Below are 13,526 nucleotides of genomic sequence, written 5' to 3'. Positions count from 1 at the left end.
ATTTTTTTATTGTGAAAGTATTTCAAGACAAAATAGCACTTAGGCGTTATATTCAAGAACTTAACTTGGATATAAACCATACAATAGGATTTGTACCAACAATGGGCGCACTGCACGATGGGCATATATCACTCATCAAACAGTCCAAGCAAAGATGCAATATTACAATTGCAAGTATATTTGTTAACCCAACACAGTTTAATGATATTAACGACTTTAACAAATATCCAATTCAAATAGATAAAGACTTGGAAATGCTTTTGGAAGCATCTTGTGATATTGTTTATGTGCCAAATGTAGAAGAAATATATCCTAATGGTGTTGATGAAGAAAAACCAAAAATAGATTTAGGTTTCTTAGGTACTACATTAGAAGCCGAAAAACGACCAGGACATTACGAAGGCGTAGTACAAGTTGTAAAGAAATTACTAGAAATTGTACAACCAGATTTTTTATTCCTTGGACAAAAAGACTATCAACAATGTATGGTCATTCAAAGGTTGATAGATGTTTTTAATATCAAAACTAATATAATTATTTGCGAAACAATGAGAGAAAAAGACGGATTGGCTATGAGTTCTCGCAATATGAGATTGAGTAGTGCAGAAAGAAGTGTGGCTGTAAATTTATATCAAGCATTGAAAGATATACAAGACAAATATGCTAGAGAAAACATTGAAACATTAATAGATAACAATATTCAGAAATTAAATGAAGAATCATTAATTCAGGTAGAATATTTAGTAATTGTGGATGGGAAAACGCTTGAAAATATTAAAGAATATCAAGAAAACATTCCAATTACTACATTAATCGCTGCAAAAGTTGGAAATATTAGATTAATTGACAATTTAATTTTAAATAGATAGACACATGAAGGTATTAATTATTGGTGCAGGAAATATGGGCAAAGCTTTTATTGAAAGTTTTCTAAAAGATGCATTTTTAAATCCAAACCAAGTTTCAGTTATAGAAAAAAACGAAAAGCAACAAAATCCATTAAAAGAATTAAATATTACAAATATTTATCCTGATTTTGGAGATTTTGTACCAAAACAAGATGTTATTATTTTAGCTACAAAACCTCAAGATGCGCATATTGTTTATTCTAATCTAAGAGAATATATACAGCCAAATCAAATTATTTTATCAATTATGGCAGGCATTACCATTGAAACCATTAGCCAGCAATTAGGTACAACAAAGATTGTTCGATGTATGCCAAACTTACCTTGTCAGCTTGGAATTGGAGTTACAGGATTTTATGCTGATAAAAGTATCGATGCCGAAAAAGCCGTCGAGATTAAGAAATTAATTGAATGCACTGGATTAGCCATTCAACTAAAAGAAGAAAGTGAACTACATAGCATTACAGCAATTTCTGGCAGTGGCCCAGCCTATGTCTTTTATTTTATGAACGCCATGATAGAACAAGCAAAGCAATTTGGCTATTCTGAAGATGAAGCATGCAACATGGTTGCCCAAACTTTTGAAGGTGCAGTTGCCTTATATAAAGCGAATAATTTATCTTGCCTTGAATGGATAAACAGAGTTGCATCAAAAGGTGGCACCACAGAAGCAGCAATAAGCAAGTTTAATCAATTAAAATTAGACAACACAATTCAAGAAGGTATGCAATCTGCCTTAAATCGTTCAGTAGAAATGAGTAAAATCGATTAATCGATTTACCTAACTACAAAGTAAAGCCAATATAAATATCAGACCTAAGTAGGCTGTGTATTTAGCTATTTGTATATATTGAACCATAACATAGAATTTATACTTCTAAGTTATATAAAAAAACACATATAGTCAATTGTTTTAATGCATAATGAATGTTAAAACATGCACAAATGTTTATAACATTATTTTAATGCGTTAGCCAAATCTTCAATTAAGTCATCAGCATCTTCTATTCCAACACTTAATCTTATTAAAGAATCTACAACACCAGTTTTTTGTCTTTCTTCTAATGGAATTGATGCATGCGTCATCGTTGCTGGATGTCCGATTAAACTTTCTACGCCACCCAAACTTTCTGCCAATGCAAATAATTGAGTTGTAGACAACACTTTGTTGGCTGCTTCTATGCTATTTTCTTTCAAAGAGAAAGATACCATTGCACCAAAACGTTTCATTTGTTTTTTAGCAATATCATGAGATGGATGTGAAGAAAATCCAGGATAATTTACTTTTTCTACTTTTGGATGTATTAATAAGAACTCAGCAATTTTTTGTGCATTTTCACAAGCACGTTCCATTCTTAGGTGTAATGTTTTAATACCACGAAGTACTAAGAAACAATCTTGTGGACCAGGCACAGCGCCACTTGCATTTTGTATAAAGTACAATTCATCAGCAATTGATTTATCTTTTACAACAATAGCACCATGTATTACATCGCTATGTCCACCTAAATATTTGGTAGCAGAATGTATTACAATATCAGCCCCTAAATCTAATGGTGTTTGCAAAAACGGTGATGCAAAAGTATTATCTACACAGACTAAAATATTATGTTGTTTAGCAATAGAGCAAACAGCTTCAATATCTACAATATTCAACATTGGATTGGTTGGCGTTTCTATCCAAATTAGTTTTGTTTGTGGTGTAATGGCATTTGTAATATTTTGTACATTACCCATATCTACAAATGTAGATTGTATGCCCATTTTGCCATATACTTTATTAAAAATACGATAAGTTCCACCATATAAATCATTACAAGATATTATATGATCGCCACTTTTAAATAATTTGATAATAGCATCAGTTGCTGCCAATCCACTAGCAAAACAAATTCCAAAATTGCCGTTTTCCAATGCTGCTAATTGATTTTGCAATACATTGCGCGTAGGATTTTGTGTACGAGCATACTCAAAACCTTTGTGTACACCTACACTTTCTTGTACATAGGTTGAGGTTTGAAAAATGGGTGTCATGATAGCACCAGATGACAAATCGGGTTCTATTCCTGCGTGAATTACTTTTGTAGCAAACTTCATTTCTTTAATATTTTAGAATAAAGATAAATGAATTTGTAGATTACAATATTGTATAATGATTAAAAATAAAAAGACAAGCCCAAAAGTTGCCATATGGTAATCTATCAATTGCCTTTATTTTTTTGGTTCGAATTTTATATCTGCAAAACCATAAATTATTCCTGTTGCTTCTGTAGAAATAGGAAATAATGTTAATGCATTGTTTGTAAATTTATAGCAAGAACTTAGCAAAGTAATATCTCCTTGAGTAAAAGGAAAACGATAATCTACGCTTAAATTCTTGTACGCATTTGCTCCTGAGCCACCTTCTGATATTTGGTTGCCCATACTTATAATATACACCTTATTAGCTAATATATCTATATCTAAAATATCTTTATAGGCAAATACTGTTGAGTCTGTAACTTTTATTGATGTTGCTGTAATTACACTTTGTGCTGATGAATCCCAAAGAGCAATAGTGTATGTTCCGCTTCCAGATCTAATACCTAAATGTGTGATTCTTCCATCTTTTGAACTTTTAAATTTAATACCAAAAGTCGTTGGCTCATCTCTAAAATAATATATTGTGCCTAAATTATTGACCACATTTTCTACTGGAGATATACTTGCACCGTACGTTATTTCTTTTGATTCTTCTTTTTTACATGAGAATGTAGCCAATATTGCAAATGTAGCTACAAATAATAAAACTTTTGTTTTCATATTTTATAATTTATTGTTTTGGTTCAAATTTAAAAGAGGCAATGCCTACAAAATCATATTCTATTTCAGCATTATCTGCTGGAAATAACAACAACGCTGAGGTTGTCTGTCTTTCATAACGTGATAAAATAGTTATATTACCTTGTGTTACAGGAAATATATTGTAAGTACATATAGCATAATATCCAGTTGCATTTACATCTTGTCTTTTTGTATTGATGCTAATAAGGTATTTTGTATTTGCTTTAATATCTATATCTGGAATGTCCTTATATGTAAATATTGTAGAATCATTTACTATTATTGAAGTTGAAGTTATAACTGATTGCGTTATTGAATCCCAAAGAGCAACCACATAAGTACCTTTTCCAATTCTTGCTCCAAGATGTGTAATTCTACCATCTTTGTTACTAACAAACTTTGTTGCAATTGTCCAATTACCACGATTGGTATATTCGATAGAACTTGATGTGTTCACTGCGTGCTCAATTGGAGAAATGCTTGCTCCGTAATTTTGCTTATCTTCTTTATTGCAAGCGAAACACAGCATTGCAAATAAAAATATAAACAATAGATTCTTTTTTCTCATAGAAATAGTTTTGTATTACAATATTATACAATATATTGATAAGTGTCAAACTTTATCTTAATAAAACACAGATATAATAATCTATAAATGTTTGAAGTAAATTAATCTTTTCGCAATATATTTTTGCAGATTTTTTTGTATTTTCATAGAAATCGTAAAAATCAGCAAGAATGGAAACAAATTGGCAAGTAGATGCAATTTGGGTTAGTATAGCTTTGTTGAGTGGTTTGTTAGCAAAAAGACTAAAACAACCACCACTCATCGGTTTTTTATTTGCTGGATTCTTTATCAAATACACAGGACAAACAGATAGCTATCTTAATACTATAATTGATATGTTGTCTGATTTGGGCATCATGTTGTTATTGTTTACCATTGGTTTGAAAGTAAAAATTAAAGAGCTTGTAAAGCCTGTTGTTTGGGCAACTACAACTATACATATGTTGGTGACAACATTAGTTGTTGGTGCGTGATATTTATGCTAAGCTCAGTTGGGTTATCACAATTTGCTGGTCTAAGCTTAGAAGCATCAATTATCATTGCATTTGCACTTAGTTTTTCAAGTACTGTATTGGTTGTAAAAGTTTTAGAAGATAGAGGCGAACTCAGTTCTTTCCATGGTAAAATTGCTATCGGAATTTTAGTCATACAAGATATTTTTGCCGTAATATTTTTAGCCTTATCAAATAAAAAAATGCCAAGCATTTGGGCGCTTGCATTGCCATTGTATTTATGGTTAATAAAAAAAATACTTTATAAATTATTATATGATTCTGAACATGGAGAACTGTTGAGTATATTTGGTTTCTTTGCAACGTTTGTTGCTGGTGCTTTAAGTTTTAGTATTGTTGGTCTAAAACCAGATTTAGGTGCATTAATCATGGGCATGTTGTTGGTAAATCATCCAAAATCGAAAGAGTTGTATAAAAAAATGCTTGAATACAAAGACTTCTTTCTTGTTGCCTTTTTTATGAGCATCGGTTTGTCTGGTGATATTACCATAAATGCTATAATAATTGCAATTTTTCTCTTGGTATTTCCTCCACTAAAAGGTTTGTTCTATGTATTTATCATTACTCGATTTAATATTAGAGGAAGAACTTCTTTTTTGAGTGCTGTGAGTTTGACAAACTATAGTGAGTTTGGGTTAATTGTTGGAATGACAGCTCTTAAATTTGGCTTGATACAACAAGAATGGTTGGTTGCTATTGCTTTGGCTGTTGCTGTATCTTTCATACTATCGTCGCCAATTAACCAATATGTACATCAAATTTATGATTACATCAATCCATTGATTACAAGATTAAACATCAAAGCACCTTATAAAAAAATTGATGAAAATCCAATTTCTTTAGACAATGCAAAATATTTGGTAATTGGTTTGGGTACTGTTGGTTTGCCTGCATTAGATTTTTTGTCAAATGTGAGCAACAATAAGGTTATTGGAATGGATTATAGTCATGATACAATTAAAGATTTAAAAAGAAAAAATAGAAATGTAGTTTGGGGCGACTCAACTGATATTACATTTTGGGAAAATACTGATTTCTCTAACATAGATATGGTTCTTTTGGCCATGAGTGATTTTCAATCTAATTTGAATACATTTAATGAAATAAAAAAGCTTAAGCATAAAACATATAAGGTTGGTGTTATTGTAAATTATCCTGACCAAGAATTGCTCATGAAAGAGCTTGGTATTGATTTTGTATATAATTATAAAAAGCTCGTTGGTGCAGACTTTGCAGAAAAGATGTACGAAGAATTTTATCCTATGGATAGTAAATGATTATTTTTTATAAATCCACAATGCTGGATTTATTTTTTCTGAGCCTTTCCAAACTTCTAAGTGTACTTCTGTTTGATTTTCGGTGTCTGTATATACTTTTCCAACAGATTGTTTGGTGCTTAGTTTTTGTCCTTTGGCTACACTTACTGATTCTAATTTTGAGTATACTGTAAAATACTCACCATGACTTACAATTACAGCATTTTTGAATATTGGATTATTAATTATGCCAACAACAGTACCTTCAAAAATTGTTCTTACTGTGGCATTTGGATCTGTTCTTATATCTACACCATTGTTTTCTATTAATACGCCAGGCAAATCTGGATGGTTGTATTTTCCAAAACTTTTTGAGATAAAACCTTTATCAACTGGCCACGGAAGTTTGCCTTTATTGCCTAAAAAACTATTGGTTAATTTATCGTACTCTGGTGTTGTCGTTACTTCAACTGGTGCTTTTGTTGTGCTTGATGTTGTACTTGTTGATTTGGATTTTTCTAAGGCTGCTTTTTTTGCGGCAGCTTCTGCGGCAGCTTTCTTCTTGGCCTCTTCTATTTCTTTCTTTATTATTGCAGCAATTTGATTGTTTAGTTTCGTTGCCTCTGCTTTTTTGTTTGCTAATTTTTTCTGCAAATTACTTTCTTCCAATTTTAAGTCGAAGACAATTTTATTTTTTATTTGCTGCGTTTTATTGAGTTCGCTTTTTTCTGTTATTTGGTTGTTTAATAGTGCTTCTTTCTCTAATTTTTTTTGATTGATAAGTTTGATATTATCTTGTATTTCTTTTGATTTATTAGCAATTTCCTCAGCTTGTTTTTCTCTTGCTTGTGCATATTTCTGCAAATATTTTAATCTTTTATATGCTTCAGAAAATGATTTTGCATCTGCAATGAATAATAGTTTATTTGAAAATTTATTGTATTGATATGTTTTTGCAACAGCTTCTGCGTATTCTTTTTTAAGTTGTTCAAGTTCCGCAGATTTTTTTTCTACTACATTTTTTTGCCCAACTATTTGGTTGTTGAATAAGTTTACTTGTGCTTGTGTATTGTTTATTAATTTTTGTCTAAGTTCTATTTGCTTATTAATTGCATTTAAGTCTGCAATGGAAATTTGTTTATTAGCTTTTGTAGATTTTAATAGGTTTTGGGTGTATTTTATTTCTTCTAAAAGTTGCTCTCTTTTCTTCTCCAATTGTTCTTTGTTTTGAGCTAGAGCTTCAAAACTAAATATAGAAACAACGACGAACAATAAAAGAATTTTATTCATTACTATACTTTGGATTTGGTTCAAATGGAAAAGTTAAACTTTTTGCAAGGTCAATATCATCAAAAGTCATATTTAGTTCAAATATTTCAGGTCCATTTATAATTTTTATATATCGTTCTTTCGGAAATTGTTTGCCATTTAGCAAAGTATGGTCACTATATTCTGATAATAGTGTTTGGTTTTTTAGTTTATCTGTAATAAATATTGACTTTACATTATTTTGTTTATCTAATGTGATGATGGTATTGAAACGTTCATCATTAGATTTTAGAATATTTTCTGTTGTTGTTTCAGAAAGTTCTAATTTTTGTTTGTTGAATAAAATTGGTTGAGCTAAGAAAACTTTTTCTATGTCTTTGTATGTTAGGTTGATGTATGCTTTCTTTTGTATGTAGCTAATTGGTTTTAGAATATTTCTTTGATTGAGTCGATCTATAATTTGAATACTGTCTTTATTAATTAATACACGTGCGCCTTCTATTCCTATGATTGACATAGACATCCACATTTTTTTATTTTTGAGCCATCTTAGTTGTGTTGTAAATGATTGTTTTTTTTGATCTATTGTGGCTTTGGTTTTAATTTTTGAGTAAAAATTTGTGAATTGAAGTTCGTTGCTAGCTATTGCATCTAATATTTTTTGAATCTTAGCATCTATTGGTTTTTCTGTAGGTTGTGTGGTAGTTGGTGTTGTAGGTTTGGTTGTCTTAGTTGTATCGCTATTTTTTTGTGTGGTAGTAATGCTACTATCTGCTTGTTTGCTTTTTGTTGTCTTCTTAGCTGTGTTGCAAGAGATAATTGCGATAGATATTATACAATACAATAGATACTTTCTCATTCTTTAAATTATTTTACATTTTTAATTCTATCTTCCAATTTTATTTTATCAGCACCTTTTTCTATTGCTTTTTTCCATTGCTCTTTTGCTTCATCTTTTCTGTTTAGTATATACAAAATTTCGCCATAATGCTCTAATATATCTGGTCTTTCTGTTGCGCCAGGTATACTCATAGCTTCTTCAATCCATTTTAATGCTTCTTTGTAATTTTTCATTTTATACATTATCCATGCATAAGTATCTACAAAAGCAGCATTGCCATCTTGTAGCAAGTTTGATTTTTTACTCATGCGTTCTGCTTTTTCAAAATCTATATTTCTCTCAGATAGATAGTATGCATAATTGTTTAGTAATGTTGGATTATTTGGATCAATTTCTAATGCCGCTTCGTAAGCACTATCCATTTGTGCATATTCTTTAAGCTCATAGGATACATCACCCAAAATAATAAGCATTTGTAATTTTAGTTGTTTATTATAATTGTTTATAGATGCTTTTTCTGCAATGCTTATGCCGTTTTTAGCACTTTTTGCAGCTTCTACATATTGCTTTTTTTGTTGATGTCCAATTGCATTATAAAAATATCCAAAAGCATCATCTTTATCATATTTTATGCCTTTTTCGGTGATACTAATTAATTCATCATTTTTTTCTAATTCTGCTGCAAGTATATATGTTTGTATCCATACTGTGCCTGGCAGCGAATCTGGATTTATTTCTATTGCTTTTTTATAATAATCAAAGGCTTCTTCTTTTTTGTTGATGTTGTACAATACATCTGCTTTTGCTGTAATTGCTTTTATATCATTTGGGTGACTTTGTACCAACTTGTCTACCATTCCGAGTACAGGTTCTCTTAGTGTTGTGTCTTTTTCTAATTTATCTAATATTGGAATAATTGCCAGAATTTTATCATCAATATCTATTGACTTGCTATCAAATACTTTTGATAAGTACTCTTGATATTTTGGTTGGTTATTTCTTTTTCTATAGATTTCTGCCATGCCTACCAATGCTGAAGCATTTTCTGGTATTTTATTGTTTAGTCTTTCATAGGTTTGCAGTGCTTTATCATCTAAATTGTTTGCTTCGTATATTTCTGCAATCATCAAATAGAAATCTGCTTCTCTTGGATATAGTTGTATTAGTTTTTCTACATCAGCTACAGCTTCTTCTACTTTGTTTTGTTGTATCCACAGTGGTTGTTTCAATAAAATAAGATGCTCGCTAACGCCAATTTTTTGTTCTAATTGATTTAAAACATCTACAGATTCTTTATACAATTTTGCTTGTGCAAGCATATATGCCCAATCGTAGTAATAGTCATATTCTTTAGGTTTTAGTTTTAATAGTGTTTCATATGTTTTAGATGCATCTACAAATAAGCCGTTTTCGCCTAGTGCTTCTGCCAAATACACATAATAATATTCATTGTTTGGATTTATCTTTATTGCTCTTTGGCAATATGTAACGCATTGTTGTACTGCGCCTGCTTGGTAATATATTTTTGCTAATTCAAATAATGCAGCATCGTTCTCGCTATCTTTATTGAGTACTTCATTAAATTTATTGATTGCCTCTTGTCTATTTCCAAGTAAGCTTGCTTGTACTGCTTCAATAAATGTTGTTTCTACATATATTTGTTCTTTTTTGTTACTTGGTTTTACAATTTTACTTGTAGTTGTATTGCCTTTGCTACCTTTGCTTTTTTTTATCTTTTGCTGATACAAAATTCATTATGCTGAGCATAATGATGAAAGTAAAAATGTATTTTATTGTTATTTTCATTTATCTAATTGTTGTATAATCTCCAACACTTAAGTTCTCAACATTACCATTTATCTCTACACTACTTCCTATCATTGCATTTTGTATAATCTTATTATTTATTTTTGTGCTATTCTGTATCATCGAATTTTCGATATTTGAATTTTTTATAATACAATTTGCTCCAATGCTCACGTGAGGACCAATTATTGAATGTTCTAAGGTAACATTTTTGCCAATAAAACATGGTTCTATCACTAAGGAATTAACATTATTTAATTGAATTGGAGTAGCTATTTTATGTTTTTTAATTTCTAGTATACGTTGATTGGTGTACACTGTTGCATCTTTGTTACCACAGTCCAACCATTCTTCTACTTTACCTGGATAAAATGCCAATGATTTATTCTTCATGTTTTCCATTGCATTGGTCAATTGGTATTCTCCTTTTTCTGTGATGTTATTATCTATCAAATATTGTAATTCATTCTTTAGATTATCGCCATCTTTAAAATAATAAATACCAATAATTGCTAAGTCTGAAACAAATTCCTGTGGTTTTTCTACGAAATCTGTAATCTTGTTGTTGCTATCCATTTTTACAACACCATATGCACGTGGATCTTCTACTTTTTGTACAAAGATAATTCCGTCTGCATCTGTATTTATTTTTTCTTCGCATTTAAACAATGTATCTGCAAATGCTACAACTACTTTTCCTTGTAATATATCTTCTGCACACAAAATTGCATGTGCTGTACCTAGTGCTTGTTTTTGATGATAGATATGTCCTTTTGCGCCTAAATGTTCGGCTATTTCTAATAAATTTTGCTCTACTTCTGTACCAAAATCACCAATGATAAATCCAATATTTTCTACTTTTTCTGCACAAAGTGCTATAATGTCTTCTACTAACCATTCTACAATTGGTTTTCCTGCAATTGGTACTAATGGTTTTGGTGTTACTAATGTGTGTGGACGTAATCTTGTGCCTCTTCCAGCCATTGGAATTATAATGTTCATATATATTTGTATTTATTTAATTTTTATAATTATTTTGCCAAATTGCTCGCCATTTTGCATTCTATCAAAAGCAGCTTCAGCATTTTCAAAATCAAAAACTTTAGCTATAATTGGTTTTATTTGGTGTTGCTCAACACACTTTACCATCTGCTTAAAATCATTATCACTGCCCATTGTAGAGCCAAATAGTTGTAAATGATTCCAAAAAATATTTCTCATATTCAAATTTGATGGTAATCCACGTGTAGCACCATAAAATGCATATCTTCCATTTGGGTTTAGAATTGATAATAAGTCATTCATTCCATCACCACAAGCAGAATCTATAACAACATTGAATCCTCCATAAGATGCAGACATATTTTTCATTGCTTCTTTATCTTTGTAACTACAACCACCTTTGGCTCCTAATTGTATGCAATGTTGTATTACTTCTTCTTTGCTGGATGTAACATATGTATTTGCTCCAACTGCAATGCTATATAAAAATGCAAATTGTGCAACGCCACCACCTACACCAGAAATAAGTACAGTATCTTCTTTGCTTATTTTTGCTTTGTTGAAACTTACATTGTATGCTGTAAGACCAGCTAATGGAAATGCTGCACTTTGTTCTAAATCTAAATGTGAAGGAATTGTGTATAGTCTGTCAATATCTACAGCAACAAATTCTGCCAATGTGCCTTGTGTAGGCATGCCTAGAATATTATAATTTTTAGACTGTGCTTTGTCATTGCTTCCCCAATTTTGATTTGGATTAATTATTACTTGCTTTCCTATCCAATGTTCATCTTTTGGATTTGAAACGCTATACACTACGCCACTTCCATCTGAGCCCAAAATTGCTGGCAACTGTATTTTTGCATATTGTCCTTTTCTAATCCATTCATCTCGATGATTTAGTGCTGCAAAACTTATATTTACTAATGCTTGATTTTCCTTTAAAATTGGTTGAGCAATATCTTCTATCGTTAATTTTCCATCTTCTTTTAATATTATTGCCTTCATACCTTTCTATTATTTATTAGTCAAGCATAAATATATGCATTATTACAAAATAATAAAAAATAGTGCCTTGTTTTTATTCTAAAAACATTTTAAGAGAAAACTCCTTTTCTTTTTTGTAGCCCTTGATCTATTAGCTTTTTTATTTCGTTTTTTACTTGTTGGTTCATATCTTCCATGATGTGTTCTTTTCCAATATCACCATCAAAATAGATTGGTTTACCAAAATGCATAATAACTTTAGATGGAAATACTACTGGCAACAAAGATGGGAATGCTGGAAACTTAAATAATTTTTGAAATAAATCTATGTTTCCAAAATTTATTAGTATTTCTTCGCAACCTACGATTCCAACAGGAATTATAGGTGTTTTGTTTTTTACAGCCATGTGTATATATCCATTGCCAAACTTTTGCAATTGATATTTTTTACTTGTTGGTTTAGAAATTCCTCTCGCTCCTTCTGGAAATACAATCACAGCTTCTCCATTGCTTAACATCTTATCACAGTTTTCTGGATCGCCTAAGGTGCCACCCCATTGGCTAAAAAGCATACCAATAAATGGAACTTGTGGTACAAATCTTTCATACATACCTTTAGGTACTCTTGGTGCATATTTGTTGGTTATTAGAGAATAACCTAAGAGTACTGCATCTATTGGAAGTTGTCCGCTATGATTTCCAATAATAAGTACACTTCCATCTTTTGGTATATTTTCTAATCCATAGGTTTCTACTCTAAAATAATTCTCATATATAAATCTACCTGCTTCGACAAATGGTTTTATTCCTTTTAAATTAAATCCCCAAGCATCATAACCATATGTGCCTACCTTGTTTGGAAATTTTGATAAAAAGTCTTTGTTAGAGTTTTTATTACTATCTATTTTTTCTTTAATGCTGCTTAGCCAACTCATTATCCAAAGTTAATATTTTTAAATCTATTTTATAATAATCTACTGATATTTAATACAAAGTCTGAATTTAGGATATATCTCATATTTTAATTCTCAATAAATAACATTGAATAATGAGTAATATTTGTCTATATTTGTAATATATTTCATAATTAAAAAAAATAATATCATGAAAAAAACAATAGGAATACTTCTTTTGACAATATTTGTTGTATTTGGCTTACGAGCATGCAAACAAAAAAAAGAATGTTGTAAAGGTAAAAAAGAATGTACAGCAAAACCTTGTTGTGATAAGTGTGAAGGTACGTGCACTGCAGATAATAAATGTTGTGACAAATGTAACTTAGAAGACCAGAAAGCTTGTTGTAAAAAATCTGATACAGATTCTACTTCTGCTTCATGTCATAAAAAACTTGTTGTGCAGATGCTACCGAACCTTGTTGTGACAAATGCGAAGGTAAATGCACACCAGACGATAAGTGCTGCGAAAAGTGTGATGCAAAATAATATTTTATTACATTTTTATATTTATAAGGGAAAATGCTTTGCATTCGCAAAGCCTTTTCCCTTTATAAGTTCAACTAAAATGGCTATATTTGTACCCAAAAAATAGTATATA

14 protein-coding genes are annotated in these 13,526 nt (G+C 30.5%); 5 read left to right on the top strand and 9 right to left on the bottom strand.

Translation table 11 applies throughout. The features are described 5' to 3' along the window. Window positions 1-11: 11 nt before the first annotated feature. The gene (locus IPK18_06495; protein ID QQR99152.1) at window positions 12-869 is read left to right on the top strand and encodes a pantoate--beta-alanine ligase; all 858 of its coding nucleotides are present in this window, start codon (window positions 12-14) and stop codon (window positions 867-869) included. A 4-nt stretch (window positions 870-873) separates the two neighbouring features. Beyond that, entirely contained in the window at window positions 874-1,680 is an 807-nt protein-coding gene (gene proC, locus IPK18_06490; protein ID QQR99151.1) for a pyrroline-5-carboxylate reductase, read from the top strand. A 185-nt stretch (window positions 1,681-1,865) separates the two neighbouring features. On the opposite strand, the gene IPK18_06485 is transcribed toward proC, so the two are convergent. From IPK18_06485 to IPK18_06475, 3 genes are all read right to left on the bottom strand, one after another. Continuing rightward, entirely contained in the window at window positions 1,866-3,005 is a 1,140-nt protein-coding gene (locus IPK18_06485; protein QQR99150.1) for a cystathionine gamma-synthase, read from the bottom strand. A 114-nt stretch (window positions 3,006-3,119) separates the two neighbouring features. Then, window positions 3,120-3,710, bottom strand: a complete 591-nt coding sequence (locus IPK18_06480; GenBank protein QQR99149.1) for a DUF4082 domain-containing protein — start codon at window positions 3,708-3,710, stop codon at window positions 3,120-3,122. A gap of 10 nt (window positions 3,711-3,720) precedes the next feature. Then, a complete protein-coding gene (locus IPK18_06475) occupies window positions 3,721-4,299 on the bottom strand; it encodes a DUF4082 domain-containing protein (protein QQR99148.1) in 579 nt (192 codons plus the stop codon). Window positions 4,300-4,469: 170 nt separating this feature from the next. Between IPK18_06475 and IPK18_06470 the strand changes: the two genes are divergently transcribed. Then, window positions 4,470-4,772, top strand: a complete 303-nt coding sequence (locus IPK18_06470) for a cation:proton antiporter (GenBank protein ID QQR99147.1) — start codon at window positions 4,470-4,472, stop codon at window positions 4,770-4,772. Continuing rightward, on the top strand, window positions 4,718-6,088 hold the full coding sequence (locus tag IPK18_06465) for a cation:proton antiporter (protein ID QQR99146.1): 1,371 nt from the start codon (window positions 4,718-4,720) through the stop codon (window positions 6,086-6,088). Before IPK18_06470 ends, IPK18_06465 begins: the two co-directional genes overlap by 55 nt. Here the strand turns inward: IPK18_06465 and IPK18_06460 are convergent, their stop codons facing one another. The 6 genes from IPK18_06460 to IPK18_06435 form a co-directional block, all read right to left on the bottom strand. Further along, the gene (locus tag IPK18_06460) at window positions 6,089-7,357 is read right to left on the bottom strand and encodes a peptidoglycan DD-metalloendopeptidase family protein (GenBank protein QQR99145.1); all 1,269 of its coding nucleotides are present in this window, start codon (window positions 7,355-7,357) and stop codon (window positions 6,089-6,091) included. Then, window positions 7,350-8,195: a DUF4292 domain-containing protein gene (locus IPK18_06455; protein QQR99144.1), complete on the bottom strand. Its 846-nt coding sequence runs from the start codon at window positions 8,193-8,195 to the stop codon at window positions 7,350-7,352. Before IPK18_06455 ends, IPK18_06460 begins: the two co-directional genes overlap by 8 nt. A gap of 8 nt (window positions 8,196-8,203) precedes the next feature. Further along, entirely contained in the window at window positions 8,204-9,925 is a 1,722-nt protein-coding gene (locus IPK18_06450; protein ID QQR99143.1) for a tetratricopeptide repeat protein, read from the bottom strand. Window positions 9,926-9,983: 58 nt separating this feature from the next. Next, the gene (locus tag IPK18_06445) at window positions 9,984-10,985 is read right to left on the bottom strand and encodes a nucleotidyltransferase (GenBank protein ID QQR99142.1); all 1,002 of its coding nucleotides are present in this window, start codon (window positions 10,983-10,985) and stop codon (window positions 9,984-9,986) included. Window positions 10,986-10,997: 12 nt separating this feature from the next. Then, entirely contained in the window at window positions 10,998-11,993 is a 996-nt protein-coding gene (locus tag IPK18_06440; GenBank protein QQR99141.1) for a zinc-binding dehydrogenase, read from the bottom strand. Window positions 11,994-12,082: 89 nt separating this feature from the next. Beyond that, a complete protein-coding gene (locus tag IPK18_06435) occupies window positions 12,083-12,907 on the bottom strand; it encodes an acyltransferase family protein (GenBank protein QQR99140.1) in 825 nt (274 codons plus the stop codon). 169 nt (window positions 12,908-13,076) lie between these two features. Between IPK18_06435 and IPK18_06430 the strand changes: the two genes are divergently transcribed. Then, window positions 13,077-13,520, top strand: coding sequence for a hypothetical protein (locus IPK18_06430; GenBank protein ID QQR99139.1), 444 nt, complete (start codon window positions 13,077-13,079; stop codon window positions 13,518-13,520). The last annotated feature ends 6 nt before the right edge of the window (window positions 13,521-13,526 follow it).

The organism is Sphingobacteriales bacterium, assembly GCA_016699615.1.
GTDB lineage: Bacteria > Bacteroidota > Bacteroidia > Chitinophagales > JADIYW01 > JADJSS01.
The sequence above is the reverse complement of the archived record's forward strand: the minus strand, read 5'-3'. Positions and strand labels throughout refer to the sequence as shown.

Excerpts from the sequence above, each read along its gene's own strand:
- proC (QQR99151.1), top strand. The coding sequence starts at position 874 with ATGAAGGTATTAATTATTGGTGCAGGAAATATGGGCAAAGCTTTTATT.
- IPK18_06485 (QQR99150.1), bottom strand. The coding sequence starts at position 3,005 with ATGAAGTTTGCTACAAAAGTAATTCACGCAGGAATAGAACCCGATTTG.
- IPK18_06480 (QQR99149.1), bottom strand. The coding sequence starts at position 3,710 with ATGAAAACAAAAGTTTTATTATTTGTAGCTACATTTGCAATATTGGCT.
- IPK18_06475 (QQR99148.1), bottom strand. The coding sequence starts at position 4,299 with ATGAGAAAAAAGAATCTATTGTTTATATTTTTATTTGCAATGCTGTGT.
- IPK18_06470 (QQR99147.1), top strand. The coding sequence starts at position 4,470 with ATGGAAACAAATTGGCAAGTAGATGCAATTTGGGTTAGTATAGCTTTG.
- IPK18_06460 (QQR99145.1), bottom strand. The coding sequence starts at position 7,357 with ATGAATAAAATTCTTTTATTGTTCGTCGTTGTTTCTATATTTAGTTTT.
- IPK18_06455 (QQR99144.1), bottom strand. The coding sequence starts at position 8,195 with ATGAGAAAGTATCTATTGTATTGTATAATATCTATCGCAATTATCTCT.
- IPK18_06445 (QQR99142.1), bottom strand. The coding sequence starts at position 10,985 with ATGAACATTATAATTCCAATGGCTGGAAGAGGCACAAGATTACGTCCA.
- IPK18_06440 (QQR99141.1), bottom strand. The coding sequence starts at position 11,993 with ATGAAGGCAATAATATTAAAAGAAGATGGAAAATTAACGATAGAAGAT.
- IPK18_06435 (QQR99140.1), bottom strand. The coding sequence starts at position 12,907 with ATGAGTTGGCTAAGCAGCATTAAAGAAAAAATAGATAGTAATAAAAAC.
- IPK18_06430 (QQR99139.1), top strand. The coding sequence starts at position 13,077 with ATGAAAAAAACAATAGGAATACTTCTTTTGACAATATTTGTTGTATTT.